General features: G+C 61.7%; 24 protein-coding genes. 6 read left to right on the plus strand and 18 right to left on the minus strand.

The features are described from left to right. Positions 1–12: 12 nt before the first annotated feature. From htpX to GQB00_RS01320, 3 genes are all read right to left on the minus strand, one after another. Positions 13–897 carry a protease HtpX gene (htpX, locus tag GQB00_RS01310; protein WP_204355821.1) on the minus strand — a complete coding sequence of 295 codons (885 nt, stop codon included), beginning with the start codon at positions 895–897 and terminating at the stop codon, positions 13–15. Positions 898–1,005: 108 nt separating this feature from the next. Next, positions 1,006–1,470: a hypothetical protein gene (locus GQB00_RS01315; RefSeq protein WP_165854968.1), complete on the minus strand. Its 465-nt coding sequence runs from the start codon at positions 1,468–1,470 to the stop codon at positions 1,006–1,008. 29 nt (positions 1,471–1,499) lie between these two features. After that, on the minus strand, positions 1,500–2,714 hold the full coding sequence (locus tag GQB00_RS01320) for a pyridoxal phosphate-dependent aminotransferase (protein ID WP_111496481.1): 1,215 nt from the start codon (positions 2,712–2,714) through the stop codon (positions 1,500–1,502). Positions 2,715–2,942: 228 nt separating this feature from the next. Here GQB00_RS01320 and GQB00_RS01325 point away from each other — a divergent pair, with 228 nt between their 5' ends. The 3 genes from GQB00_RS01325 (at position 2,943) to GQB00_RS01335 (ending at position 4,708) form a co-directional block, all read left to right on the plus strand. Further along, positions 2,943–3,611, plus strand: coding sequence for a DNA-3-methyladenine glycosylase I (locus GQB00_RS01325; RefSeq protein WP_111496480.1), 669 nt, complete (start codon positions 2,943–2,945; stop codon positions 3,609–3,611). A gap of 134 nt (positions 3,612–3,745) precedes the next feature. Next, positions 3,746–4,234, plus strand: coding sequence for a glutathione peroxidase (locus GQB00_RS01330; RefSeq protein ID WP_165854969.1), 489 nt, complete (start codon positions 3,746–3,748; stop codon positions 4,232–4,234). Between the two features lie 18 nt (positions 4,235–4,252). Further along, positions 4,253–4,708, plus strand: coding sequence for a MarR family winged helix-turn-helix transcriptional regulator (locus GQB00_RS01335; protein WP_111496874.1), 456 nt, complete (start codon positions 4,253–4,255; stop codon positions 4,706–4,708). Here the strand turns inward: GQB00_RS01335 and GQB00_RS01340 are convergent. Both GQB00_RS01340 and GQB00_RS01345 read right to left on the minus strand, forming a co-directional pair. Beyond that, on the minus strand, positions 4,696–7,014 hold the full coding sequence (locus GQB00_RS01340) for a hybrid sensor histidine kinase/response regulator (RefSeq protein WP_165854970.1): 2,319 nt from the start codon (positions 7,012–7,014) through the stop codon (positions 4,696–4,698). The genes GQB00_RS01335 and GQB00_RS01340 overlap by 13 nt on opposite strands. A gap of 91 nt (positions 7,015–7,105) precedes the next feature. Beyond that, entirely contained in the window at positions 7,106–7,882 is a 777-nt protein-coding gene (locus tag GQB00_RS01345; protein WP_165854971.1) for a hypothetical protein, read from the minus strand. 298 nt (positions 7,883–8,180) lie between these two features. Between GQB00_RS01345 and GQB00_RS01350 the strand changes: the two genes are divergently transcribed. Then, the gene (locus tag GQB00_RS01350) at positions 8,181–9,191 is read left to right on the plus strand and encodes a LysR family transcriptional regulator (RefSeq protein WP_165854972.1); all 1,011 of its coding nucleotides are present in this window, start codon (positions 8,181–8,183) and stop codon (positions 9,189–9,191) included. Here the strand turns inward: GQB00_RS01350 and GQB00_RS01355 are convergent. The 8 genes from GQB00_RS01355 to GQB00_RS21980 all read right to left on the minus strand — a co-directional run bounded on the left by GQB00_RS01355 (position 9,180) and on the right by GQB00_RS21980 (position 16,477). Continuing rightward, positions 9,180–10,142: a GNAT family N-acetyltransferase gene (locus tag GQB00_RS01355; RefSeq protein WP_165854973.1), complete on the minus strand. Its 963-nt coding sequence runs from the start codon at positions 10,140–10,142 to the stop codon at positions 9,180–9,182. The genes GQB00_RS01350 and GQB00_RS01355 overlap by 12 nt on opposite strands. Continuing rightward, positions 10,139–11,290: a cupin domain-containing protein gene (locus GQB00_RS01360; protein ID WP_165854974.1), complete on the minus strand. Its 1,152-nt coding sequence runs from the start codon at positions 11,288–11,290 to the stop codon at positions 10,139–10,141. Before GQB00_RS01360 ends, GQB00_RS01355 begins: the two co-directional genes overlap by 4 nt. After that, the gene (gene purB, locus GQB00_RS01365; protein ID WP_165854975.1) at positions 11,290–12,657 is read right to left on the minus strand and encodes an adenylosuccinate lyase; all 1,368 of its coding nucleotides are present in this window, start codon (positions 12,655–12,657) and stop codon (positions 11,290–11,292) included. The genes GQB00_RS01360 and purB overlap by 1 nt, the downstream gene beginning before the upstream one ends. A gap of 120 nt (positions 12,658–12,777) precedes the next feature. Then, a complete protein-coding gene (gene hflD / locus GQB00_RS01370; protein ID WP_111496472.1) occupies positions 12,778–13,419 on the minus strand; it encodes a high frequency lysogenization protein HflD in 642 nt (213 codons plus the stop codon). A gap of 71 nt (positions 13,420–13,490) precedes the next feature. Further along, positions 13,491–14,636 (minus strand): tRNA 2-thiouridine(34) synthase MnmA, encoded by a 1,146-nt coding sequence (mnmA, locus tag GQB00_RS01375; protein ID WP_165854976.1) that lies wholly within the window; start codon positions 14,634–14,636, stop codon positions 13,491–13,493. A gap of 111 nt (positions 14,637–14,747) precedes the next feature. After that, positions 14,748–15,194, minus strand: a complete 447-nt coding sequence (locus tag GQB00_RS01380; RefSeq protein ID WP_111496470.1) for an NUDIX hydrolase — start codon at positions 15,192–15,194, stop codon at positions 14,748–14,750. Next, positions 15,195–15,803 (minus strand): pseudouridine synthase, encoded by a 609-nt coding sequence (locus tag GQB00_RS01385; RefSeq protein WP_165854977.1) that lies wholly within the window; start codon positions 15,801–15,803, stop codon positions 15,195–15,197. A gap of 353 nt (positions 15,804–16,156) precedes the next feature. Next, complete coding sequence (locus GQB00_RS21980; RefSeq protein WP_111496468.1) at positions 16,157–16,477, minus strand: cold shock domain-containing protein; 321 nt, start codon at positions 16,475–16,477, stop codon at positions 16,157–16,159. Between the two features lie 330 nt (positions 16,478–16,807). On the opposite strand from GQB00_RS21980, the gene clpS reads away from it, so the two are divergent. Both clpS and clpA read left to right on the plus strand, forming a co-directional pair. After that, the gene (gene clpS, locus GQB00_RS01395) at positions 16,808–17,170 is read left to right on the plus strand and encodes an ATP-dependent Clp protease adapter ClpS (RefSeq protein ID WP_111496467.1); all 363 of its coding nucleotides are present in this window, start codon (positions 16,808–16,810) and stop codon (positions 17,168–17,170) included. A gap of 18 nt (positions 17,171–17,188) precedes the next feature. Continuing rightward, positions 17,189–19,456 carry an ATP-dependent Clp protease ATP-binding subunit ClpA gene (clpA, locus tag GQB00_RS01400; protein WP_111496466.1) on the plus strand — a complete coding sequence of 756 codons (2,268 nt, stop codon included), beginning with the start codon at positions 17,189–17,191 and terminating at the stop codon, positions 19,454–19,456. A 210-nt stretch (positions 19,457–19,666) separates the two neighbouring features. Here clpA and infA read toward each other — a convergent pair whose 3' ends face one another. The 5 genes from infA to GQB00_RS01425 all read right to left on the minus strand — a co-directional run bounded on the left by infA (position 19,667) and on the right by GQB00_RS01425 (position 23,708). Continuing rightward, complete coding sequence (gene infA, locus GQB00_RS01405; RefSeq protein WP_008938619.1) at positions 19,667–19,885, minus strand: translation initiation factor IF-1; 219 nt, start codon at positions 19,883–19,885, stop codon at positions 19,667–19,669. 173 nt (positions 19,886–20,058) lie between these two features. Next, positions 20,059–20,775: an arginyltransferase gene (locus tag GQB00_RS01410; protein WP_165854978.1), complete on the minus strand. Its 717-nt coding sequence runs from the start codon at positions 20,773–20,775 to the stop codon at positions 20,059–20,061. Between the two features lie 11 nt (positions 20,776–20,786). Beyond that, a complete protein-coding gene (gene aat / locus GQB00_RS01415) occupies positions 20,787–21,500 on the minus strand; it encodes a leucyl/phenylalanyl-tRNA--protein transferase (RefSeq protein WP_165854979.1) in 714 nt (237 codons plus the stop codon). A 146-nt stretch (positions 21,501–21,646) separates the two neighbouring features. Next, positions 21,647–22,594, minus strand: a complete 948-nt coding sequence (trxB, locus tag GQB00_RS01420; RefSeq protein WP_111496463.1) for a thioredoxin-disulfide reductase — start codon at positions 22,592–22,594, stop codon at positions 21,647–21,649. A gap of 202 nt (positions 22,595–22,796) precedes the next feature. Further along, the gene (locus GQB00_RS01425; RefSeq protein WP_165856485.1) at positions 22,797–23,708 is read right to left on the minus strand and encodes an AAA family ATPase; all 912 of its coding nucleotides are present in this window, start codon (positions 23,706–23,708) and stop codon (positions 22,797–22,799) included. Between the last annotated feature and the right edge of the window lie 4 nt (positions 23,709–23,712).

Here is a 23,712-nt window from a genome sequence, read left to right on the forward strand (position 1 = left end):
CCGCCATCAAACTCAGTTGCCCCGGCCCTGCAGGGCGGCAATGCGCTCTTCCAGCGGTGGGTGCGTCATGAACAGGGCGCTCAGGCCCCCGCGGGCGCCACGGTTGATACCGAACGCCTGCATGGAGTCGGGCATCTGGTCGGGCACACCGCTTTCCTGGCGCAGTCGCTCCAGGGCGCTGATCATGGCGCCGGTGCCGGCCAGCTGGGCGCCGGCAATGTCGGCGCGGAATTCCCGCCGGCGCGAGAACCAGAACACGATGGTGCTGGCGAGGATGCCCAGGACCACTTCGGCGATCATGCTGACCACGAAAAAGCCGATGCCGTGGCCGTTTTCGTTCTTGAGGATGACCCGGTCCACCACGGAGCCGATTACCCGGGCGGCGAAGATCACGAAGGTGTTGACCACGCCCTGGATCAGCGCCAGCGTCACCATATCGCCGTTGGCCACGTGACCGATCTCATGGCCCAGCACGGCACGGATTTCATTTTTGTTGAAGCGTTCCAGCAAGCCCTGGCTGACGGCCACCAGCGCATCGTTCTTGTTCCAGCCCGTGGCAAACGCGTTGGACTGGCTGGCCGGGAAGATGGCCACATCCGGCATCTTGATGCCCGCCTGCTGAGCCAGGTCGGCCACGGTTTCCACCAGCCAGCGTTCGGCCGGCGTACGCGGTTGTTCGATGATCTGGGCGCGGGTGCTCCAGAGCGCCATCTTCTTGGAAATAAGCAGCGAGATAATTGATCCCGCAAAGCCGAAGACGGCGGCAAAGATCAACAGGTTGCCGTAGGCAATGCCGTTTTGCGCCAGGTAGCTGTCCACGCCAATCAGCTTCAGCGTGATGCTGGCTACCACAATCACCGCCAGGTTTGTGGCGAGGAAGAGCAGGATTCTCATCAGGTTCCAACCTCCAGTTGAATACGACAGACAATATCGGGGCGGCAGAATTCCCGTTCAATGGGATTACAGGGAATTAACCTGGAGGGCTGTGGGCTTTTCGGTCGCGGATCAGTTGCCGACGAAGAGAATGGCATGGACCGTATCGGCCAGCAGCGAGGAGTTGCCGTGTTTCAGGGCAACGCGGACCAGGTGGATATTGGTGGCCAGGTCGGCCTGAACCGCGGGCGGCAGACCTTCGGTGTCCTCCGGGTAAGTACCGGCCAGGGAAGCGGGGAGGGCATCGGTGCGCACCGCGGCGTTGAGCCGGGTGAAGGTGGGCTGCGTCAGCACCACCTGGTCGACGGCGTCCTGGTGGATCGTATCCTGGTAGCGGATGTGGCCCTCCTCAGCGAGCCACAGCATGGTGGAGAAACAGGCGCGGTGGCGGCGGCTGTGCAGGCCGAACTCGTCGGGGGTGTCCGGGCCGGCAATGTCTTCCACGTACAGGCTCACCTTGCGCGGAAAAGCGTTGTAGAGCTGTACGAGGATGATGGCGGTGTCCCGGAAGAACTCCTCGATGTGGATGTCTGCCATGGTGCTGATACGTCCCGCTTGCCGATGATTTACTGCTGGTAGGTCGACAGGAAGTGCGCCAGGCGCTTGACGGCGTCTTCCAGGGTGTCGACCCGCGGCAGGAACACCACCCGGAGGTGTTGCCGGTCCTCGATATTGAAGGCCGAGCCCTGCACCAGCAGGATACGCTCCTGCATCAGCAGATCCAGGACCAGCTTCTCATCGTCGAAGATCGGAAAGCGCTTGGGATCCAGCTTGGGGAACATGTACAGCGCGCCGGCGGGCTTCACGCAGCTGACACCGGGGATGTCATTGAGCAGGGACCAGGCGGTTTCGCGCTGTTCGTAGAGTCGCCCGCCCGGCGCCACCAGATCGTTGATCGACTGGTAGCCGCCCAGGGCCGTCTGGATCGCCAGTTGCGCCGGCACATTGGAGCACAGGCGCATGGAGGCCAGCATCTCGATGCCCTCGATCAGATCACGGGCCTTGTGCTTGGCGCCGCTGATGATCATCCAGCCGGAGCGGTAACCCGCCGCCCGGTAGTTCTTGGACAGGCCGTTGTAGGTGAAGAACAGCACGTCGTCCGCCAGGGAGGCGGTGGATACGTGCCTGGCGCCGTCGTAGAGGATCTTGTCGTAGATTTCGTCGGACAGCACGATCAGGTTGTGCTGGCGCGCCAGTTCGATGACCTGTTCCAGCAGTTCCGGCGGATACACGGCACCGGTCGGGTTGTTCGGGTTGATCAGCACAATGGCGCGGCTGCGCGATGTGATCTTGCTGCGAATGTCGTCGATGTCTGGGAACCAGTCCTGGGATTCGTCGCAGTGGTAGTGCACCGGCTTGCCGCTGGACAGGGTGACGGCGGCGGTCCAGAGCGGATAGTCCGGGGCTGGAACGAGCACCTCGTCACCGGTGTTCAACAGGGCCTGCATGGACATGACGATCAGCTCGCTGACGCCGTTGCCCAGGTAGACGTCGTCGATGTCGACTTTTTCGATGCCGCGCTGCTGGCAGTAGTGCATGACCGCCTTGCGGGCGGAAAACAGGCCCTTGGATTCCACGTAGCCCTGGGCCGAGTGCATGTTATAGATGACGTCCTGCTGGATCTCTTCGGGAACGTCCATCTCGAAGGCGGCCGGGTTGCCGATGTTGAGCTTCAGTACCCGATGGCCTTCCTCTTCCAGGCGACGCGCTTCACGCAGAACCGGACCGCGGATTTCATAGCACACGTTATCCAGCTTGGCGGACTTCTTGAAATTCTGCATGAGCGTTCAATTCCTGAAAGATGGGGTGTATCGATTGCCCGGTTATCCCGGAAGCGTTCTATTCTAGCCAAAGCGCCAGTTGGGTAGAAAGGGCGAAAGGCTCCTGAATTGTGATGAATAGTGGCACAATGGCCCGGAATTTGAGAGTCACAGTCCCTGGCCCGGCGACCGGTACAGTTGGCGGCTGATGACTTGCTGTATCGGTATTCAGTGTACAGGGAGACAGACATGCTGGCTTTTGACGTCATCCACGATCGTGCCGCTGCCCGCGCGGGCGGTCCTTCGGCGTTGGCGGCGCGGATGCCGCCGGTGCGCAGCGCTCAGGAGCTGGCCGGTTTGCCCGATCGATTCTACCTGTCCGCCATGACCCGACGGATCTTTCAGGCCGGCATGAAGCATAGCCTGATCAACGAGCGCTGGCCGGTGTTCGAGGAATGGTTCTGGGCCTTTGAGCCGGAGAAACTGATGCTGCTCTCCGAGGAGCAGCTGGAATCCGCCATGCAGAACCCGAAGCTGATTCGTCATTGGGGCAAGCTGCGCACGATCCCGGTCAATGCCGGCGAACTGCATCGCGTCAGTCAGGCGGAGGGCGGTTTCGGCCAGTTTCTGGCGCAGTGGCCGGACGACGACCTGTTCGGGCTGTGGCGCTGGCTCGGCAAGCGTTTCCAGCGCATGGGCGGTCATTCCGGCGCTCGCTTCCTGCGTCTGGTCGGTCGCGACACCTTTCTGTTGACCGACGATGTGCTGGCGGCCCTGCAGGCCAGCGACGTGATAGACGATAAACCCACTCGTAAGGCGGACAGGCAGCGCGTGAACGACGCCTTCGTCACCTGGCGCGAACAGTCTGGCCTGCCCATGGCACACATCAGCCGGATCCTGTCGATGACCGTCGATTGATGGCCTGATCGGCGGTGTTACGTCGTTGCCAGACGCACTCTGTTGTGCAAAATTAAATGGTGAAAAATAATAAGCCCGGTGCCCGTCAGGCTGGCGACCGGATTCCGAAAGACACCGCTAATCGGGGAGTGACTATGGCAACGGAAGACATCTACAGCTTCAACGTGCAGGATATCCAGGGCCGCGACCGGTCCCTGGCCGAGTACAAGGGGCATGTGATGCTGATTGTGAACACGGCCAGCAAGTGCGGCTTCACCCCGCAGTTCGAAGGGTTGCAAACGCTTCACCGCGAGCTGTCGGATCGCGGGCTCAGCGTGCTGGGTTTTCCGTGTAACCAGTTCATGAGCCAGGATCCCGGTGACAACGACGAGATCAGCCAGTTCTGTAGCCTGAACTATGGCGTTGACTTCCCGATGTTCGCCAAGATCGAGGTCAATGGCGACGGAACGCATCCCCTCTACCAGTTTCTCAAGCGTGAGGCGCGCGGCGTGATGGGGTCGGAGAAGATCAAATGGAACTTCACCAAGTTTCTCGTCAACCGCGAGGGTGAGGTGGTCAAGCGCTACCCGCCGACAACCCGCCCGGAAGACATCCGGGAGGATATCGAAAAGCTTCTGTCATGAATGGGTACCACGACCGCAATGAGTGAGAACAAGGACCCGCTGGCGCTGGACAACCAGGTCTGTTTCGCGCTGTACGCGGCCAATCGAGCGATCACCGGCCTTTATCGCCCGCTGCTGGAAGAGCTCGGGCTGACCTATCCGCAATACCTGGTGATGTTGGTGTTGTGGGAGGCGGAGCAGGTTGCCGAGGCCACCGAAGTGATCAGCGTCTCGTTCCTGGGGCAGCGGCTGCGGCTCGATTCCGGGACCCTGACGCCGCTATTGAAGCGCCTCGAATCCCGCGGTCTGCTGCGGCGTCAGCGTCACCCGGAGGACGAGCGGGTGGTTGTGGTATCCCTGACCGAGACCGGCCGCTCCCTGCGCCAACGTGCCGAATCCGTGCCCGGCGAACTGATGTGCCGCAGCGGCCTGGATACGGAGCAGGCCCGGCAGCTGCGATCGTCACTGCAGGCGTTGCTGGATCATTTACCCTGAGCGACGGTATGGCCGGCCCAGCGTTCGATCACCGCGCGTAGCTCGTCCTTGTTGTAGGGCTTCGTGACGTAGTCGTTCATGCCCGCTGCCAGGCAGTCTTCCTTGTCCCCCTGCATGACGTTGGCCGTTACGGCGATCACCGGCAGATGTTTCCATTGCGGGTGTTTGCGAATGTGGCCAGTGGCGGCGTAGCCGTCCATCACCGGCATCTGACAGTCCATCAGCACGATGTCGTAATCCTGCTGGCGCAGGGCGGCCAGGGCCCGCTCACCGTTCTCCGCCAGATCCACCCGATACCCCAGCTTGCGCAGCATGCTGCTGGCCACGATCTGGTTGACCCGGTTGTCCTCCACCAGAAGGATGTTCAGGTCCGGGCTCGCTTCCCGGGGCGGCGAGGGCGCGGCGATCTCATCCGCTGCCCGTTCCCCTGAAGCCCACTGCAGAACGTCCTGCAGCTGGTCGCGGCGTAGGGGCAGGGCCACTACCCGAGGTGTTTCCCCGGCCAGGTTGGTGATCGACTGCTCCGGTTCACCGAACAGGATCAGGGGTGCAACGGGGGACTGATCCACCAGCGCCCCCCGGGTCCAGAGATCCGTGTCGCACAGGTAGGCGCCGGCCTGCTCGGCATCGGTTTCCAGCACGGGAATCTGCCAGGTCTGAAGTTGGCGTTCCAGTGGCAGGCGATGCGGATTGTCCAGCGGGATGTCGAGGATGACGCCCTGGTCCCGCAACGGGGACTGGTCCATCTGGGTGACCAGGGACGGGCTGCGGACGGGCAGGGGCAGGATGACCGTGAAATGGGTGCCCCGGTTTTCGCGGGACTCCACGGTAATCTGTCCATGCATGCGTTCCACCAGTTGCCGGCACAGGGTCAGCCCGAGACCGGTGCCGCCGAAGCGCCGGGTGGTATCGGCTTTACCCTGGGCAAACGGCGAAAAGATGCGGCGCAGGGTCTCGTCGGTCATGCCGATGCCGGTATCGATCACGTCGATCCGGGTCTCGCCATCCTGGCACAGGGCGCGGATGCGGACTTCACCGGCTTCGGTGAACTTGATGCCGTTGCCCAGCAGGTTGTTGATGATCTGGCGTACCCGGGTCGGGTCGCCCTGGAAGGTTTCCGGCAGGGCCGGGTCGATGTCGATCACCAGCTGCACGTCGCGGCCTCGGGCCTGCTGGTTGAGCAGGGTGGCGCATTCCTCAATGACATCGCGCAGGCTGAACTCGATGGCTTCCAGGCTCAGTTTGCCGGCTTCCACCTTGGAAATGTCCAGAATGTCGTTGAGCAGTCCCAGGAGGCTTTGGCCGGCATTGCGGGCGATCTCCAGCCGGTTGCGCTGACTTGGCGACATTTCGCCGTCCAGGGCCAGTTCCAGCATGCCCAGCACGCCGTTGAGTGGGGTGCGGATTTCGTGACTCATGCTGGCCAGGAAGTTGGCGCGGCTGCGGGCCCGGTGTACGGCGTCTTCCTTGGCGCGGATCAGGGCCCGGTTGCCGCGTTGCAGGGCTTCGTTCTTCTCGGAGATCTCCCGGGTGCGGTCTTCGACCTCCCGTTCCAGCTTGGACGAATAGTGCTTCATCTTGCTTTCGGCCAGGCGCACCTGGTCCAGGCTGCTGTCGATGGTATCCAGGTGCTCGTTGATGATGCCGACCATCTGGCCGATCTCGTCGTTCTGGTGATTGCCCGGGATAGGCAGACGCACTTTTTCCGGCGCCTGCGGTTCCACCTCGCGCAGGGCCTGGATGACTCGCATCAGCGGTTTAGTGAGGATGAAATAGAACACGAACAGCAGGATGATGCTCAGGATCAGGCTCTTGATGAAGCCGCTGAACAGGGTATACCCGGCGCGGCTCAGAAAGGCCGTGCCGTAGTGATAGGTGTCGATGCGCACTTCCAGTTGGCCGAGGGGGATTTCCTCCAACTGGGGTACGCGCAGGTTTTCACTGTATTCGCGGGAAGATCCGAACAGGAAGTCGCTCAGAACCCGGTAGGTGGACTCGGTGGAGCGCCGTGAAGAGGCGGCCAGCACCCGACCGTCCGGATCGACGATGCGGGCGTCGATGATTGCCGGGTGGCGAAGCAGGCCATCGAGCAGTTCCTTGGCCAGGCGGGTGTCGATGTTGTAGGCGATCTGGGAGGCAGGGCTGAAACTGATGTCCATCAGTGCCCGGATTTCCTCGTCCATGCTCTTGCGGGCGGTGAAATAGTCCAGCGTGACCTGGACCATATTGAGCAGGACGCCCAGGGCCATGGCCAGGAGCACTGTGTTGCGGGTCAGCCTGAACGACAGGCGCTTTGTGAATGTCATACTCACCGGTTTACAGTCCCTGTTCGGACAAGGCGGCCGAACAGGCTGTCCATGCAGTGCACTGCGTTGCCCGGGTCATCGGCCACTAACACTAGTCGTCATAGTCCGCTTTTTTCTTCCACTCTTCCTCTTCGTGCAGGAAGGTGTCCCATTCCTTGTCGAGACGGTGCTTTTCCTCTTCCTGGCTTTTGGCCCCTTCGGTCGTCACCATGTCCTCCAGCTCCTTGATGCGGGTCCGGTAACTCTTGATGGACTTGACCGCGAGTGGGTGATCCTTGGTCTTGCCCATCTCCGTCGACGCCAGGTGATAGGCGTGGATCGCCTTGCGCAGCTGCTTCTGGCGGATCATGTCGCGGGCCTGGGCGACATGAAAGTCGGCGGTGGTCTTGTGCACCAGGAAAACCGTCAGCTTGAGGTTCTTGCGCGCCAGCTTGGTGTCGAGACGGCCCCGCTTCTGCATGGACTCGATGATCCGGTACAGGGACTGCAGCATGGAGCGGACTTCGCCGGCCCGGGCCGGACTGTCGATGCGCACGGGAGAGCGTTCGTCGGCACCGTCTTGCATCCGTTCCCGCCGTGTGACGAGATCTTTTTCCCAGTCGTCGACGGGCTGAGCCCCCTTGAGCCCCTTCAGCTCGCGGCAGGCGTCTTCGGCCCGCATCAGCAGGATCGACTTGATGTCCCGGGTGAGGTACTGCGGAGGCAGTTCATCCAGCAGTCTCAGGCAGAGGCGAAAACCGTCTTCGCTGGATTTGGCCTTGCGGGCCCGTTCGATCCGGGCTTTTTCACGAGCCTGGACAAGCACGATAACGGCGATGGACACCAGTACGATAACCGCGAAGAAAATGACAATGAGCGTTGTATCCATGCCCGGGCAGCCGTCTCTCTATCGTTGATGTTTATTATGGCGGCGCATCACCTGGATCCGCCTGATTATCCCTATCGGAAAACCTGTCGATACCGTATCCGTAATACCGGCTTCGAGTATAGCGTATTAAGCGTGTTCAAAGGGTTAAGTTGTGTGTTCTATGCAACGAGTCCGCCGGATGGCACTCAAGGGCCTTGGGTTTGAGCGACTGTTTGATTCCGGAAGGTGATGGTCTTCTTGTTTTGTATTTATCTGATGAATGATAGGCTGAGCCCCTGATTCTCTCTGGAACTTGCCGATGGATATTTCCCGCGTCGACCTGAATCTTCTGGTCTATCTCGACGTACTGTTGCGCGAAAAGAACGTCACCAAGGCGGCCAATCACCTGGGTATTACCCAGCCGGCCATGAGCAACGGCCTGCGCCGCCTTCGCGATCTGTTCGAAGACCCTCTGCTGGTGCGCACCAGTGAGGGGATGACGGCCACCGAAAGGGCGCTGGAGCTTAAACCGCTGGTGCGTAGCGTGCTCTCGGACATAGAGCGGGCGGTGCAGGCCAAGTCCGAATTCTCCGCCGCGGACAGTAACCGGGTGTTCCGTATCATGGCCAGTGATTACGCCGAATCCTGCCTGATCCCCCGGGTCCTTCGACGTATCCGCCAGGAAGCGCCAAATGTGACGCTGGACGTGCTGACGCCCAGTGACGTGAGCTTCCCCGATGTGGAGCAGGGGCGGCTGGACATGGCCATCAACCGTTTCGACAAGCTGCCGCAGTCGTTCCACCAGAAAACCCTGTGGATCGAGTATTTCGCCTGCCTGATGAGCGCGCACAACCCGATCCTGCGCGAGCCATTCACCCTCGACACCTACCTTGACGCGAGTCACATCTGGGTCAGCAAGACCGGGTTTGGCGTGGGCGTCGGGGTCAACCCGCAGGACGTGCAGCGGCTGGGTTGGGTGGACGAGGCGCTGGGTCTGATGGGGCGCAAGCGGCGGATTTCGGTATTTACCCGTCATTATCAGGTGGCGATGTTGCTGGCCGAGCAACACGACCTGATCGCCACGCTGCCCAGTCGGGCCGCCTGGCTTCAGCAGCACAACGCCAACCTGGTGGTGAAAGTGCCGCCGTTCCGGATTCCCCCGTTCGAACTGAAAATGGCCTGGAGCCCGCTGCTCCAGCACAACCCGGATCACCAGTGGCTGCGCCGCCTGATTGTGGATGTGGCGGCCGAGGTGGATGAGGAGTTTGCCGACTTCGGCCGGCCTTTCGAAAACCAGGGGCCGCAGCCGAGTCTGCAGTCAGAGCGGTAGTTCGCGCAGCTCCAGGGACGGGCGGGCCGTATCCCACATACGCTGGAAGGCCTCCGCCTGGAGTTTGACCCGCCCGGAGTCGCTGAACCGGGCCCAGCCTTCCAGGGTGTCGAAACCGTGGCGCCAGGCCATGGTCTCGCGATCGCCAATCAGGAAAGGCGCGTCTTCGGCCGGGTAGTCGTCATTGACCAGGCGCAACTCAATCTTGCTGGGCAGTCGGCGCATCAGCTGCACAATCTGGTGGCGGCGCTGGACCAGCGGCTTGTCGTCGTGGACCAGCAGGCGGATCTCGCATACCCGGTGACGCCGCGCCATGGCGGAGAAAATGTCCCGCAGACGCTCGCGGTCGTAGAGGTCGTGATCCAGCAGGCGGTCGTAGAGCCAGAGGCGCTGGTTGGCCTGACCGGCGACCGTATCCAGCAAATCGGTAAAATCATTCTCCTGGGCAAAATGCCAGGTGGCGTCATCGCGCCCAGCGATGGTTGGAGCCTGTTCCCGGCCGGACTCGATAATCTGGGTCGCGGCCAGGCAGCGCATGTCCAGATGCGGTATGCCGGCGTCGTCGTAGGGCGTGGAGCATACGTGGAAGCCCAGCTTCTCGTAGAAGGGCACCGCGTATTGCTGGGCGCTGAGCCAGAGTTCGCTGAACTGTTCGGCAGCTTCTGCCATCAGGTGGCGCAACAGCTGCTCGCCGTAGCCCTTACCCCGGTGTTCCTTGACGACCGCCATGCGTCCGATGCGGCCGATGTCGGTGATCGACGGCACCAGGCGGGCGACCGCCACCGGCGTGTTGTCCGGCAGGACCGCGACGAAATGATCGGACACCTCGTCCGTATCGTCCCACTCCAGCTCGGGCGGGACACCCTGTTCGTCGATGAACACCTGCTGACGAATGGTCTTGATCGAGGCCGGCGCCAGCTGCCAGCTGTATTTGCGAATCTTCAGTGTCATTCCAGGTACAGGCTGCCTTGGTTGATCAGTGTGACGAGCAGGCCAGCGAGGGCCGGGTCCGCGGCGGCTTCACGCATCCGTGCCGGGTCCGGCTGGTGACCGGCGCAGAGCAGGGGGGCGATCCAGCGAGCGTCGCCGTTCAGCAGGTAGCGTTCACCGTCCACGAACAGCGCAATCCGGTCGTCCATGGGGCGGTAGGCGAAGCGCGATCCTTCATTCCAGCGCAGCGTAAAACCGTCTTCGAGGGCCGCGCCAAGCTGCTCGGCGTCCAGCGCTTCTTCTGGAGGCTGCACGATCTGGGCGCTCTTGGGCGCGGTGCTGTACTGGCCCAGCCACAGGGCCAGCAGGTCTTCCCGGCGCAGTGCATTCTCGACAATCGCCTTGACGCCATCAACGGCGGCATCGCTGACCAGGCCGGGATTGTCCTGGGGTGCCAGGTCCGGGTCGCGCAGCAGCTGCTCGGCGCCGGGCTGGTTGCACAGGAAGTCGCTGAAGCCGGTGAGAATGTCGTCGTGGCTGGGCGCGCGGAAGCCGATGGACAGGGTGATGCAATCGTCCTGGGCGATGCCGTGATGGCCCACGCCGGGCGGAATATAGAGCATATCCCCCGGAGCCAGGACCACGGTTTCTTCCGGCTGCCAATCCTTGAGGATGCGCAGCGGCGTGCCGTCCACGCGGGGCGAGGTTTCATCGCACCGGCCGCCGAACTGCCATTCCCGATGGCCTTCCGCCTGCAGCAGGAACACGTCGTACTGGTCGTAGTGGGGACCGACGTTGCCACCTTGCGGCGCGTAGCTGGCCATGATGTCGTCGAGACGCCAGTTGGGGATGAAGCGGAAGCGGTCCAGTAACGGGGCCAGTTCCGGCACCCAGTGGTCCAGGCCCTGCACCAGCAGGGTCCAGTGGGTCGCCGGCAACTGCTCGAACCGCTCCGGCTGGAACGGGCCGTTCTCCAGCTGCCAGGGGCGTCCGCCATCGTTCTCGATGACGATGCGGGACTCCACCGCCTCCTCGCAGGCCAGGCCGGCCAGTTCGTCCGGTGTCACCGGGCAGGTCAGGCCGGGAAAGGCCTGACGGATAACGAGCGGCTTCTTCTGCCAGTAATCGCGCAGGAAGACATCGACGTCGAGGCCACCGGGAAGCTGCATCAGAGCGCCCTGGTCTGGTCGATCGCGTTGCCGACGTAAGTCGCCGGTGTCAGGGCCAGCAGCTCTTCCTTGGCGGTCTCGGGGATATCCAGATTGCGCACGAAGTCCTGGATCAGCTCCGGCGTCATCGCCTTGCCGCGGGTCAGTTCCTTGAGCTTCTCGTAAGGCTTCTCGATGTTGTAGCGGCGCATGACCGTCTGGATCGGCTCGGCCAGCACTTCCCAGGCGTGGTCCAGGTCCGCGTCCAGGCGTGCCGGGTTGACTTCCAGTTTGCCCAGGCCTTTCAGGGTCGCCTCATAGGCGATCAGGCTGTGGGCGAAACCGACGCCCAGGTTGCGCAGCACGGTGGAGTCGGTCAGGTCACGCTGCCAGCGGGAAATCGGCAGCTTGGCGGACAGGTGGCCGAACAGCGCGTTGGCGATGCCCAGGTTGCCCTCGGAGTTCTCGAAGTCGATCGGGTTGACCTTGTGCGGCATGGTGGAAGAGCCCACCTCGCCGGCCACGGTCTTCTGCTTGAAGTAGCCCAGGGAGATGTAGCCCCAGATGTCCCGGTCGAGATCGATCAGGATGGTGTTGAAACGGGCCACCGCATCGTACAGCTCGGCGATGTAGTCGTGCGGCTCGATCTGGGTGGTGTACGGGTTCCAGGACAGCCCCAGGGACGTCACGAAAGCTTCAGCATTGGCCGCCCAGTCGACGCTCGGGTAAGCGGACAGGTGCGCGTTGTAGTTGCCCACGGCGCCGTTGATCTTGCCCAGGATCTCGACGGCACGGATCTGCTTGAGCTGGCGGCGCAGACGGTAGACCACGTTGGCCAGTTCCTTGCCTACGGTGGACGGGGAAGCGGTCTGGCCGTGGGTGCGCGACAGCATCGGCTGTTCGGCGTGCTCGTCGGCCAGCTCGGTCAGGCGCTCCACCACGCGATCCATGGCCGGCAGCAGGCCGTGGTCCAGGCCTTCGCGCAGCATCAGGCCGTGGGACAGGTTGTTGATGTCCTCCGAGGTACAGGCGAAGTGCACGAACTCGGTGATGGCCTGCAGTTCCGCGTTGTCCGCGATTTTTTCCTTGATGAAGTATTCCACCGCCTTGACGTCGTGGTTGGTGGTGCGCTCGATGGACTTGATGCGCTCGGCGTCTTCCAGGCTGAATTCGGAGACGAGTCGGTTCAGTTGGGCATCTGCATCGGCGGACAGGGCCGGCACTTCGGTAATACCGGGGTGTGCGGCCAGTTGTTGCAGCCAGCGGATTTCCACCGTGACACGGTTTCTGATCAGGCCATACTCGCTGAAAATTTCGCGAAACACGCGGACTTTTTCGCCGTACCGGCCGTCAACCGGTGAGATGGCGGTGAGGGCAGTTAATTCCATCAGAAACCTCTCAATAGATCGTATGCGGACTGCAGTTCATCGATGCGGGATGCGTGGGCGCTCGCGGCGATCGCCCACGCTGGAAAATGGCGCCTATGATACACCACCCGGCGGCGCGGTTCAGTGAAAAACGGCCTGGTTGGCCTGCTCCGAAAGTCGCCTGGCGGTCTCCACCACACGCTTGCGGTAGAACACCAGGTGCCAGCGGCGCCCACCCAGTTGCCGCCAGAGCACGGCGGAGCGGATGCCGGCCAGGAGCAGGGCGCGCACCCGCGCGGCGTTTTCCTCGACCCGCAGCTGGTTGGGGTCGCCGGTGACCTGGATGCGCAGACGGAAGGTGCTGATGGTGTCGGTGTAGATCGACGCCAGGTTGTTGATCAGATTGATGTGGTTGTAGCCGAAATGCTCAGCGGTGTGGCGGGCCTGGTCGATGCGGCTGCCGATGACGTCCATCATGTCCGGCTGCTTGCGCAGGCGCGCTTCCAGGTGGATCAGGTTCAGGGTGTAGCGCAGGATTTCCACGTCCTGCTGGCCGTCCTGCTTCTGCATCAGACCGTGCAGGACCGACAGGCCTTCCCGCAGGTCACGCAGTTCGCCATAGACGCTGAGCGTGTTGGGAGGATCGGTCATGAACAGGGAGCGAATGCAGGTCTCGAACGTGGACTGCGCGCATTGGCCCTGGTGGGCAATCTGTTGCACCAGTTCGGCGGCTTGAAACACGCCGGCCAGGGCCAGGGTCTGATCTTCCAGTGAGCGGCTCAACGTCACCTCACGTCTGTCGGGTTAGCGGGAAATGGGGTGCCCGGTGGTCGTCTTTCAGCGACACCGTCGGCTCAGGATGCGGTCCGGTCCAGGCCGGGCGCTTCATCGCGCCACGTGGTTTCGATCACGCCGCCACCAAGGCAGATGTCGCCGTCGTAGAACACCACCGATTGACCGGGGGTGACGGCGCGCTGGGCGTCGTCAAAAACCACGCGGGTGCCCGCGTCGGTCACCGTGACGGTGCAGGCCTGGTCAGGCTGGCGGTAGCGGGTCTTGGCGTGGCAGCGGAATTCCTTCGCCGGCGGCTCGTCTGCCACCCAGTCAATGGGGCCGCTGGTCAGCCCGCGGGAGAACAGCAGCGGATGCTGCTTGCCCTGCACGGCGATCAGCACGTTGCGGTCCAGGTCTTTCTCCGCCACGTACCAGGGATCGTCGTTGTAGTGGCTCAGTCCGCCGATACCCAGACCCTGTCGCTGGCCGATGGTGTGGTACATCAGGCCCTGGTGGCGGCCAATGACGTCGCCGTCCGGCGTTTCGATGTTTCCCGGCTGGGCCGGAATGTACTGTTTGAGGAAATCCCGGAACTTGCGTTCACCAATGAAGCAGATGCCGGTGGAATCCTTCTTGTCGTGGGTGACCAGACCCGCTTTCTCGGCGATGCCGCGCACTTCCGGCTTCTCGATCTCGCCAACCGGAAACAGGGTGCGCGCAATGCGTTCACCGGAAACAGCGTGCAGGAAGTAACTCTGGTCCTTGTTGTCGTCCAGGCCCTTGATCAGCTGCGCGCGGCCGTCATCGGTGACGCGGCGGCGGGCGTAGTGGCCAGTGGCGATGTAGTCGGCGCCCAGGGTCACGGCGTAGTCGAGGAAGGCGCGGAACTTCACTTCCTTGTTGCACAGGATATCCGGGTTCGGGGTGCGTCCGGCCCGATATTCCGACAGGAAGTGCTCAAACACGCGATCCCAGTACTCGGCGGCAAAGCTGGCGGTGTGCAGTTTGATGCCGATCCTGTCGGCCACTGCCTGGGCGTCGGCCAGGTCGGTCATGGCGGTGCAGTATTCCGTGCCGTCGTCTTCGTCCCAGTTTTTCATGAACAGCCCCTCGACGGCGTATCCCTGTTCCTGCAGGAGGAGGGCGGCGACGGAGGAGTCAACACCGCCGGACATGCCGACGATGACGCGGGTGTTTTGGTTGGCGTTGGACACGGACTCAGTCATAACGGTGGCGGACGCAGTTGCTCGCAAATGTGTGTTGAATGACGCGCATTCTAACAGGTTTGCGGCGCCGGGTGATCCGTAGTAGCACGTCCGCCCCGACCGGCCTCAGGATCAGGCCGCCGGATCGATGATCACCGACAGCGGGAAACGGCGGCCGGCCAGATAATCCTCAATGCAGCGCATCACCAGAGGGCTGCGCAGTTTTTCCGACTGCTCCTTGAGCTCTTCGTAGGTGAGCCAGTGGGCGGCGATGATGTCGTCGTCCAGTTCGTCGGTCTCATGAGTCAGCGCCTCGGCGACGAAGCACATGCGATAATATGTTTTGCCGGTGGCCGGCGCCTGGTAGGTGTACAGTCCCAGAAAGTGGCGCGGCTCGACCTGCCAGCCGGTTTCCTCAAGGGCTTCCCGGCAGGCCGCCTCCAGGATGGTTTCGTTCTCTTCCACGTGGCCGGCCGGCTGATTGAAGACGACCAGTCCATTGCTGCGCTCTTCGACCATCAGGAATCGACCGTCTTTCTCGGTAACGACGGCAACGGTGGCGTGTGGCTTCCAGGTCATTCAGGTCTTCCTTCTGTTGGACCGCGACGCGCCCCGGCGCTGGCGGGGTGCGCCGGACGATCGGGGTAAATGGATACTGAGGTGGCGGCTTTCACCGGGCGCCAGCTTGTCGATGGACCAGTCGCCGATCGAGCGCCGGATCAGGCGGAGGGTCGGAAAGCCAACGGCGGCGGTCATGCGACGTACCTGGCGGTTGCGACCCTCGGTTAGCGTGAGTTCAATCCAACTGGTGGGCACGTTGGCGCGGTAACGCACCGGCGGCTGGCGCGGCCAGATGTCCGGGTCTTCCAGACGCCTGGCCCTGGCCGGACGGGTGGGGCCGTCCTTCAGGTCCACGCCGGTGGCGAGGCGCTCAAGCGCCGCGTCATCGATGGCGCCATCGACCTGCACCCAGTAAGTTTTCGCCATCTTCTGGCGCGGCGAGGCGATGCGGTGCTGGAGCTGGCCGTCGTCCGTCAGCAGCACCAGACCCTCGGAATCGAAGTCGAGCCGCCCAGCCGGGTAGACGTCGCGATGGGCCACATAATCGGCCAGGGTTGGACGCCCCTCAGGGTCGGTGAACTGACACAGTACGTTGTACGGCTTGTTGAGGAGAATCAGGTTGGCCATCGATGCTCTGCTGGCAGAGGCGGAGTGATGCCGCCGGATGAATTCGATTACTGATCTTACAAGACGGTGGCGGCGATCACTATGACCGGGCGGTCATCGGCCTGTTACAGGCGCCGCCGCGCGGGACGGTTCAGCGGGCGCCGGGCACGGTTACGAGCGATAGTCGCCTATAAGGACATCCGCCCATAAAAAAGCCGGTGCATCACGCACCGGCTTTCGGCAAATAGACTGCGTTGTTGTGCCGGGTTGTCCGTTCTCCGGCACCAAGTTTGAGGGTGATCTGACCAAAGTCAGACCGCTTTCATTCATTGCTTAGCCGACGCTTGGCCGGTTGGTAATCCCTGTAGCCGGCGTCAGGCGTGGGCCGTTCGCATCTGACTGTCGTTGGCGGTTTCCGAGCGCTCCGATCGCGATTCCGCGTGATCGGAGTTTGCTGCCTTGCTCTGCGTAGGCTCCCGCTTTTCCAGGCGATCAAGAGGGACGATGTTGACCGCGTGGGTTCCCTTGTCACTGGGCTTCTTATCGAAACTGACCGTCTGGCCGGCTTTCAGTGTCTTGTAGCCTTCCATCTGGACAGCCGAGAAATGAGCAAACAGGTCTTCGCTGCCGCCATCCTCGATAATGAAGCCGTAACCCTTGGCGTTATTGAACCACTTCACTTTGCCTTGAGGCATGATTCACTCCCTTGGTTTCCTGCTCGTCTTATTATTGCTTTTCATTAAGTTACAAATGCCGAAACAGAATAATAGTGTAGTCGATGCGGTGCCGGATGGTGCGGCTTCCGGGTTTACATAATTTTACAATAGCAGTACCTACTCTTGACCAATATTTCCACAGAGTCAATAGGCAAAAAACTGGTTGGCGAGGCGGCTCAGGCGTTAAGATGATGACGTCGATAAACAAGGTTTAACCTGCCTCGTCTTGAAAACGTCCGTCAGGGGAACCACCTTCATTCAAGAGCGGAACTCGGCCAGCAGGCGAGCATCTAAATTCCGGAACGAACCATGCGGAACATCGAGAATTCTCTACTAATATTGAATCAGGGGGATCATGATCAGGATCCGGATCACGACGACGGTCTGGTGACTTCTCCTGAGAAACCGGCCCTGAAACGCCCGGCGCGATTTCGGGTCGTGTTACTCAATGACGATTACACGCCGATGGATTTCGTCGTTGATGTCCTGATGAAATTCTTCGCAATGAACGAAGAAAAGGCGACGCAGGTGATGCTGCTCGTCCATACGCAGGGAAAAGCTGTATGTGGGGTGTACACCCGTGACATCGCGGAGACCAAAGCGGCACAGGTGAACCAGTACTCTTCGGAGTGTGAGCACCCGCTGCTTTGCGAGATTGAACGTGCGGACTGATAGACCTTGGGGTGGCCCATGCTAAGTAAAGATCTGGAAATCACGCTGAATACTGCGTTCAAGAATGCCCGTGACAAGCGGCACGAGTTCATGACGGTGGAGCACCTGTTGTTGGCTCTGCTGGACAATGACTCTGCCATCGGTGTGCTCAAGGCATGCGGCGCAGATCTGCAGCGACTCCAGGAAGAGCTTCTGGAGTTCGTGGATTCGACCACGCCCCTGATTCCCCATAACGACAGTGAGCGTGAAACCCAACCGACGCTCGGTTTCCAGCGTGTGCTGCAGCGGGCCGTCTTCCATGTCCAGTCTTCCGGCAAGAAGGAAGTAACCGGGGCCAATGTGCTGGTGGCCATCTTCAGTGAGCAGGAAAGTCAGGCTGTGTATGTGCTGAAGAAGCAGAACATTGCCCGGATTGATGTCGTCAATTACGTATCCCACGGTATTTCCCGGGTTCAGGGCGGAGAAGAGCAGGAAGGCACCGACCATACCCAGGAAGAGGTGGGCGAGGACGGAACGTCCTCCAAGCCGCTGGAAAGCTATGCCACCAACCTGAACGAGCAGGCCCGGCAGGGCCGCATCGATCCGCTGATCGGTCGCGAGCACGAAGTCGAGCGGGTGGTGCAGATTCTGGTGCGGCGTCGCAAGAACAACCCGCTGCTGGTCGGCGAGGCCGGCGTCGGCAAGACCGCCATCGCCGAAGGTCTGGCCAAGCGGGTGGTCGACGGTCAGGTGCCGGACGTGATTTCCGACGCGGTGGTCTATTCCCTGGACCTGGGCGCGCTGCTGGCGGGCACCAAGTACCGTGGCGACTTCGAGAAGCGCTTCAAGGGGCTTCTGGCCGAGCTCAAGAAAGAGGATCATGCGATTCTCTTTATTGACGAGATTCATACGATCATCGGTGCCGGGTCGGCATCGGGTGGCGTCATGGACGCCTCCAACCTGCTCAAGCCACTGCTGAGTTCCGGGGAGATCCGTTGCATCGGCTCCACGACCTTCTCCGAATTCCGCGGTATCTTCGAGAAAGACAGCGCCCTGGCGCGCCGTTTCCAGAAGATCGATGTCAACGAGCCCAGCGTAGAGGATACCTACCAGATCCTGCGCGGCCTGAAGTCCCACTTCGAGAAGCATCACGACCTCAAGTACACGGACAAGGCCCTGCGCGTGGCGGCTGAGCTGGCGGATCGTTACATTACCGACCGGCACCTGCCGGACAAGGCTATCGACGTGATCGACGAGGCCGGTGCCCGTCAGCGCCTGATGCCGAGCAACAAGCGCCGCAAGGTCATCGGTGTCTCCTCGATCGAGGACGTGGTGGCCACCATCGCGCGAATTCCGCCGAAGAGCGTATCCACCAGCGACAAGGATCTGCTGCGCAACCTGGAGCGGGATCTCAAGATGGTGGTGTTCGGTCAGGACCGTGCCATCGAGTCCCTGTCCACCGCCATCAAGCTGGCGCGGGCGGGTCTGAAGGCACCGGAGAAGCCGGAAGGGGCGTTCCTGTTTTCCGGCCCCACCGGGGTCGGTAAGACCGAGGTCACCCGGCAGCTGGCCAAAATCCTGGGAATCGAGCTGGTGCGCTTCGACATGTCCGAGTACATGGAGCGTCACACCGTGTCGCGACTGATCGGTGCGCCTCCGGGCTACGTCGGCTTCGATCAGGGCGGTTTGCTGACCGAGGCGGTCAACAAGCAGCCGCATTGCGTCCTGCTGCTGGACGAGATCGAGAAGGCGCATCCGGAAGTGTTCAACCTGCTGCTGCAGGTGATGGATCACGGCACGCTGACCGACAACAACGGCCGCAAGGCGGATTTCCGCCACGTGATCCTGGTGATGACCACCAACGCCGGCGCCGAGACCATGACGCGTCGCTCTATCGGCTTCAGCGAGCAGGATCACAGCACCGACGGCATGGAAGTGATCACCAAGACCTTCACGCCGGAGTTCCGCAACCGCCTGGACGGCATCATCCAGTTTGCCGATCTGCAGCGGGACACCATCACCCACGTGGTGGACAAGTTCCTCACCGAGCTTCAGGCGCAGTTGGATGAGAAGCGCGTTGTCCTGCATGTGGACGATGACGCCAAGCTCTGGCTCGCCGAGAAGGGCTACGACGTGACCATGGGCGCCCGCCCAATGTCGCGCCTGATCCAGGACAAGATCAAGCGGCCGCTGGCCGAGCAGATCCTGTTCGGAGCCCTGGCCGAGACGGGAGGGGAGGTTCATATCCATCTCGAGAACGACGAACTGGTTTTCGAGTACGAGAACGAACCCGCCGAAGCTGTCTGAGATTCGGCATCGGTATAGAAAACCCGCTTCTCTGGAAGCGGGTTTTTTTATGCTCGCGTCAGCAGGCGGGTTCGCTGGGCAACGGGGCCGACGGGCAAGCGGCAAACAAGTGGGGATACAAAAGCGGGAAAACAAAAAGCCCCGCGCGAAAGGCGGGGCTTTTGACGGCGCGGGCGTTGTCGGCCCGGCAAATCGCAGTGCGGAAACCGATTAACGGGCGCGGTAGACGATGCGGCCCTTGCTCAGGTCGTAGGGAGTCAGCTCAACCTTGACCTTGTCGCCGGTTAGGATGCGGATGTAGTTCTTGCGCATCTTGCCGGAAATGTGGGCTGTCACGACGTGGCCGTTGGACAGCTCAACGCGGAACATGGTGTTGGGGAGGGTGTCTACAATCACACCTTCCATTTCAATGACATCGGATTTCGCCATTCAGTAGGAACCTCACGTGTTTGAGTCGATTGATTACGGGCTATAACGTCTGGCCGGAAATAGAAAAATCAAGGGCCCGACGCCCAGCGCGATAAATGTGCGCAATTCTGCCTGAATTATAACCCGATGGCAAAATGGAAAGTTGCCGGATCCTGCCGGCCGTGCCGGCCGCCTCAATCACTGACGTTCAGCGGTTGCCAGTGGCCGCCGATCAGGGCCTCCAGCGGCTTGAAGCGCGACTTGTAATTCATTTTTCGGCATTCACGTATCCAGTACCCCAGGTACAGGAACGGCAGATGCCGGCGCTGGGCTTCTTCCACTTGCCAGAGAATCCCCAGGGTACCCAGGCTGCGCCCCTCTTCATCCGGGTCGAACAGGGTATAGATGGCGGAAAGTCCGTCGTCAAGCGCGTCCAGGACGGCCAGGCCAATGAGCTCGTCGTCGAGCCACATTTCCAGGAACTCGCTCTGGTTGGCGCCTTCCACCAGAAAAGAGGTGAACTGTTCCCGTGAGGGCGGATACATATCGCCGTCATGGTGGCGTTGCTCGATATAGCGGGCGTAGAGCTGGTAGTAATTTTCCTGGAAACGTGCCGGTTGCAGGCGGAAGGTGATGTCCTCGTTGCGCTTCCAGACCCGGCGCTGGGATCGGTTGGGCTGAAACGCGGTGGCGTCCAGCCGCACCGGGATGCAGGCGTTGCAGTTTTCGCAATGCGGCCGGTAATAGTGGGAGCCGCTGCGACGAAAACCAAGGGCCGTGAGCTGGCTGTAGAGGCGCTTGTCGACATGGGCGCGGGGGTCGACAAACATGGTCGTCGCCTCGCGGTCAGGCAGGTAGCTGCAGTCGTGTGGGGGGGTTGCGAAGAATACCAGTGTCTTGAGGCTGCTCATCACACCTCCTGCTAGCGTTCGGCGCGGGTCCAGTGTTTTTCCAGGATCCACTGCTGGTGTCCGGGTGATTTGTCGATGTTTTTCTCCAGTATAGTTAAAAAGGATTTGCGTGGAATACACCGCGCCCCGAGGCTGATCAAGTGACTGTTTTCCACCTGGCAGTCCATGAGCGCATAGCCCCAGGCCTGCAGTTGACGGGCGACGTGGACGAAGACGACCTTGGACGCGTCGGTTTCCCGGGTGAACATGGATTCGCCGAAGAAGCAGCACCCGATGGCGACGCCATAGAGTCCGCCGACCAGTTCGCCCCGGTCGTTCCAGGCTTCAAAGGAGTGTGCCAGACCGCGGCGGTGCAGGCGCTTGTAGGCCTGTTCCATCTCGTCGGTGATCCAGGTGCCTTCCTCGCGCACCTCGGCGCAACCGCGAATCACACCGGAGAAATTGCGATCGATGGTGATGCGGAAGTGTTCCTGGTTGAGTGTGCGCCTCAGTCGCCGCGAAATGTGCACCTCGTCGGGAATGAGCACGCAGCGGGGGTTGGGCGACCACCAGAGAATGGGTTGCTCTTCACTGAACCAGGGGAATATGCCGGAACGATAGGCTCTTTCCAGCCGCTCGGGGGCGAGGTCGCCGCCAATCGCCAACAGGCCGTCAGGTTCGTCCAAAGCCTCTTCCGGCGAGGGGAACCAGAGCTCATCGGGATCAAGCCAGGGCAATGAGGTCATTGTCGGGTCGGGTACTCCAGTGCACGCCGTTGGCTCTTTACAGGAAGGGTAGCATCTACGCCGGACTCGGGCACGACTCGGGGATGACCCACAAAAAAGCCCGACGGGCGCCGGATCAGGCGCGCCGTCGGGCTTTCTGCGGCGAGTCAGTCGCCCAGTTCGTCCAGGAAACGCTCCGCGTCGAGTGCTGCCATGCAGCCAAAGCCGGCGGAGGTTACCGCCTGGCGGTAGACGTGGTCGGCGACATCGCCCGCGGCAAAAACGCCCGGCACGCTGGTCTGTGTGGCCATACCTTCCAGGCCGGAACGGATGCGCAGGTAGCCGTTCTCCATATCCAGCTGTCCGCTGAACAGGTCGGTGTTCGGCTTGTGGCCGATGGCGATGAAGACGCCGGCCAGCTCGATGTCCTGGGTCTCGCCGGTCTGGGTGCTCTTGATGCGCATGCCGGTGACGCCGGTCGCATCGCCCAGCACCTCGTCCAGGGTGTGATCCCAGACAACCTTGATGTTGTCCTTTTCGAACAGCTTGTCCTGCAGGATCTTCTCGGCACGCAGCTTGTCGCGGCGGTGGACCAGAGTGACTTCCTCGGCGATGTTGGAGAGGTAGAGCGCCTCTTCCACAGCGGTGTTGCCGCCGCCGACGACTGCGACTTTCTGCTTGCGATAGAAGAAGCCGTCGCAGGTCGCGCAGGCGGACACGCCCTGGCCCTTGAACTTCTCTTCGGACTCCAGGCCCAGATACATGGCGGACGCGCCGGTGGCGATGATCAGGGCGTCACAGGTGTATTCCCCGCTGTCACCCTTGAGGCGGAACGGACGCTGGCTGACGTCCGCTTCGTTGATGGTGTCGTACACCACGCTGGTTTCGAAGCGCTCGGCGTGCTTGAGCATCCGCTGCATCAGTTCCGGACCCTGCACACCGTCGTTATCGCCCGGCCAGTTGTCCACGTCGGTGGTGGTGGTGAGCTGGCCGCCCACTTCGATGCCGGTGATCAGAGTGGGGCTCAGGTTGGCACGGGCTGCGTATACAGCAGCGGTGTAGCCGGCCGGACCGGAACCGAGAATGATCAGTCGGGAATGTTTCGCTTCGCTCATCTTGCGCTCTCTCTTGAAACGTGTCGGTAACCAACAGGCGCATCGCCCGCCTGTGTAAATGGGGGCGAGGATAGCACGATCCGGGTCTTCGCCTGAATTGATCGCCCTAATTTGTCCGATTGCAACGGGCTATGGGCGTGGCTTCCGTGCCGGGTTTCCAACGGATATGACGGTTGAGCCGACTTTTTCAAGGGCCGTCCGCTCAGGTCAGAACGGCCACCTGTTCCATCAGCTGTCGAATGCGCTGCTGACTCTGGCCGGTATCGCCCTGTTCCAGACGGTGGCGGGCAACGGCGGGGAGGACCGCCTGAACGTCGTCCGGCAGCACGTGATGGCGGCCGTCCATCAGCGCCCAGGCACGAGCGGCTCGCACCAGGCCCAGTCCGGCGCGGGGCGACAGGCCGTAGAGAACGCCCGGCATCTGGCGGCTCTGCTGGAGGATGCGTTGCACGTAGTCGAGCAGGGCTGGGCTGGTCTTGATGCGGTCGACGGCTTGTTGCAGCACCGACAGGTTGTCGGGCGTGAGGATGGGCGACAGTTCGGCCGTGAGCTGCCGGCGGTCCGAGCCTTCCAGAAGCTCACGTTCGGCCCGTGGATCCGGGTAACCCAGTTCGATGCGCATCAGGAACCGGTCCAGCTGGGATTCCGGTAGGGGGTAGGTTCCACCCTGTTCCAGCGGATTCTGGGTGGCGATGACAAAGAACGGTTTCGGCAGGGGGCGGGTCTCGCCCTCAATAGAGACCTGACGCTCTTCCATGGCCTCAAGCAGCGCGCTCTGGGTGCGTGGAGAAGCGCGGTTGATCTCGTCCGCCAGGACCACCTGGCTGAAGATCGGGCCCGGGTGGAATACGAGGCTGCCGGCTTCCTTGTCGTACATGGAAAAGCCCAGTACGTCCGCCGGCAGCAGGTCGTTGGTGAACTGGATGCGGGTATAGCTCAGATCCATGGCGCGGGCCATGGCATGGGACAGGGTGGTCTTGCCCATGCCCGGGATATCCTCGATAAGCAAGTGTCCGCGGGCCAGGATGCAGCACACGGCCAGGCGCACCTGGTGATCCTTGCCCAACAGGATGCCGTTGAGACGGGCGACCGTATCATCGATGACTTTTTTCATACGA

It is taken from the genome of Marinobacter sp. JSM 1782161 (genome assembly GCF_011421605.1).
In the GTDB taxonomy this organism is placed as follows: domain Bacteria; phylum Pseudomonadota; class Gammaproteobacteria; order Pseudomonadales; family Oleiphilaceae; genus Marinobacter_A; species Marinobacter_A bohaiensis.

Coding starts and splice junctions, on each gene's coding strand:
- GQB00_RS01345 (WP_165854971.1), bottom strand. CDS start 7,882: ATGGATACAACGCTCATTGTCATTTTCTTCGCGGTTATCGTACTGGTG.
- GQB00_RS01320 (WP_111496481.1), bottom strand. CDS start 2,714: ATGCAGAATTTCAAGAAGTCCGCCAAGCTGGATAACGTGTGCTATGAA.
- GQB00_RS21980 (WP_111496468.1), bottom strand. CDS start 16,477: ATGCCTCAAGGCAAAGTGAAGTGGTTCAATAACGCCAAGGGTTACGGC.
- GQB00_RS01325 (WP_111496480.1), top strand. CDS start 2,943: ATGCTGGCTTTTGACGTCATCCACGATCGTGCCGCTGCCCGCGCGGGC.
- GQB00_RS01425 (WP_165856485.1), bottom strand. CDS start 23,708: ATGAAAAAAGTCATCGATGATACGGTCGCCCGTCTCAACGGCATCCTG.
- clpA (WP_111496466.1), top strand. CDS start 17,189: ATGCTAAGTAAAGATCTGGAAATCACGCTGAATACTGCGTTCAAGAAT.
- GQB00_RS01315 (WP_165854968.1), bottom strand. CDS start 1,470: ATGGCAGACATCCACATCGAGGAGTTCTTCCGGGACACCGCCATCATC.
- mnmA (WP_165854976.1), bottom strand. CDS start 14,636: ATGACTGAGTCCGTGTCCAACGCCAACCAAAACACCCGCGTCATCGTC.
- GQB00_RS01355 (WP_165854973.1), bottom strand. CDS start 10,142: ATGACACTGAAGATTCGCAAATACAGCTGGCAGCTGGCGCCGGCCTCG.
- GQB00_RS01330 (WP_165854969.1), top strand. CDS start 3,746: ATGGCAACGGAAGACATCTACAGCTTCAACGTGCAGGATATCCAGGGC.
- GQB00_RS01350 (WP_165854972.1), top strand. CDS start 8,181: ATGGATATTTCCCGCGTCGACCTGAATCTTCTGGTCTATCTCGACGTA.
- infA (WP_008938619.1), bottom strand. CDS start 19,885: ATGGCGAAATCCGATGTCATTGAAATGGAAGGTGTGATTGTAGACACC.
- GQB00_RS01340 (WP_165854970.1), bottom strand. CDS start 7,014: ATGACATTCACAAAGCGCCTGTCGTTCAGGCTGACCCGCAACACAGTG.
- GQB00_RS01380 (WP_111496470.1), bottom strand. CDS start 15,194: ATGACCTGGAAGCCACACGCCACCGTTGCCGTCGTTACCGAGAAAGAC.
- GQB00_RS01385 (WP_165854977.1), bottom strand. CDS start 15,803: ATGGCCAACCTGATTCTCCTCAACAAGCCGTACAACGTACTGTGTCAG.
- purB (WP_165854975.1), bottom strand. CDS start 12,657: ATGGAATTAACTGCCCTCACCGCCATCTCACCGGTTGACGGCCGGTAC.
- GQB00_RS01335 (WP_111496874.1), top strand. CDS start 4,253: ATGAGTGAGAACAAGGACCCGCTGGCGCTGGACAACCAGGTCTGTTTC.
- aat (WP_165854979.1), bottom strand. CDS start 21,500: ATGACCTCATTGCCCTGGCTTGATCCCGATGAGCTCTGGTTCCCCTCG.
- trxB (WP_111496463.1), bottom strand. CDS start 22,594: ATGAGCGAAGCGAAACATTCCCGACTGATCATTCTCGGTTCCGGTCCG.
- clpS (WP_111496467.1), top strand. CDS start 16,808: ATGCGGAACATCGAGAATTCTCTACTAATATTGAATCAGGGGGATCAT.
- GQB00_RS01410 (WP_165854978.1), bottom strand. CDS start 20,775: ATGAGCAGCCTCAAGACACTGGTATTCTTCGCAACCCCCCCACACGAC.
- GQB00_RS01360 (WP_165854974.1), bottom strand. CDS start 11,290: ATGCAGCTTCCCGGTGGCCTCGACGTCGATGTCTTCCTGCGCGATTAC.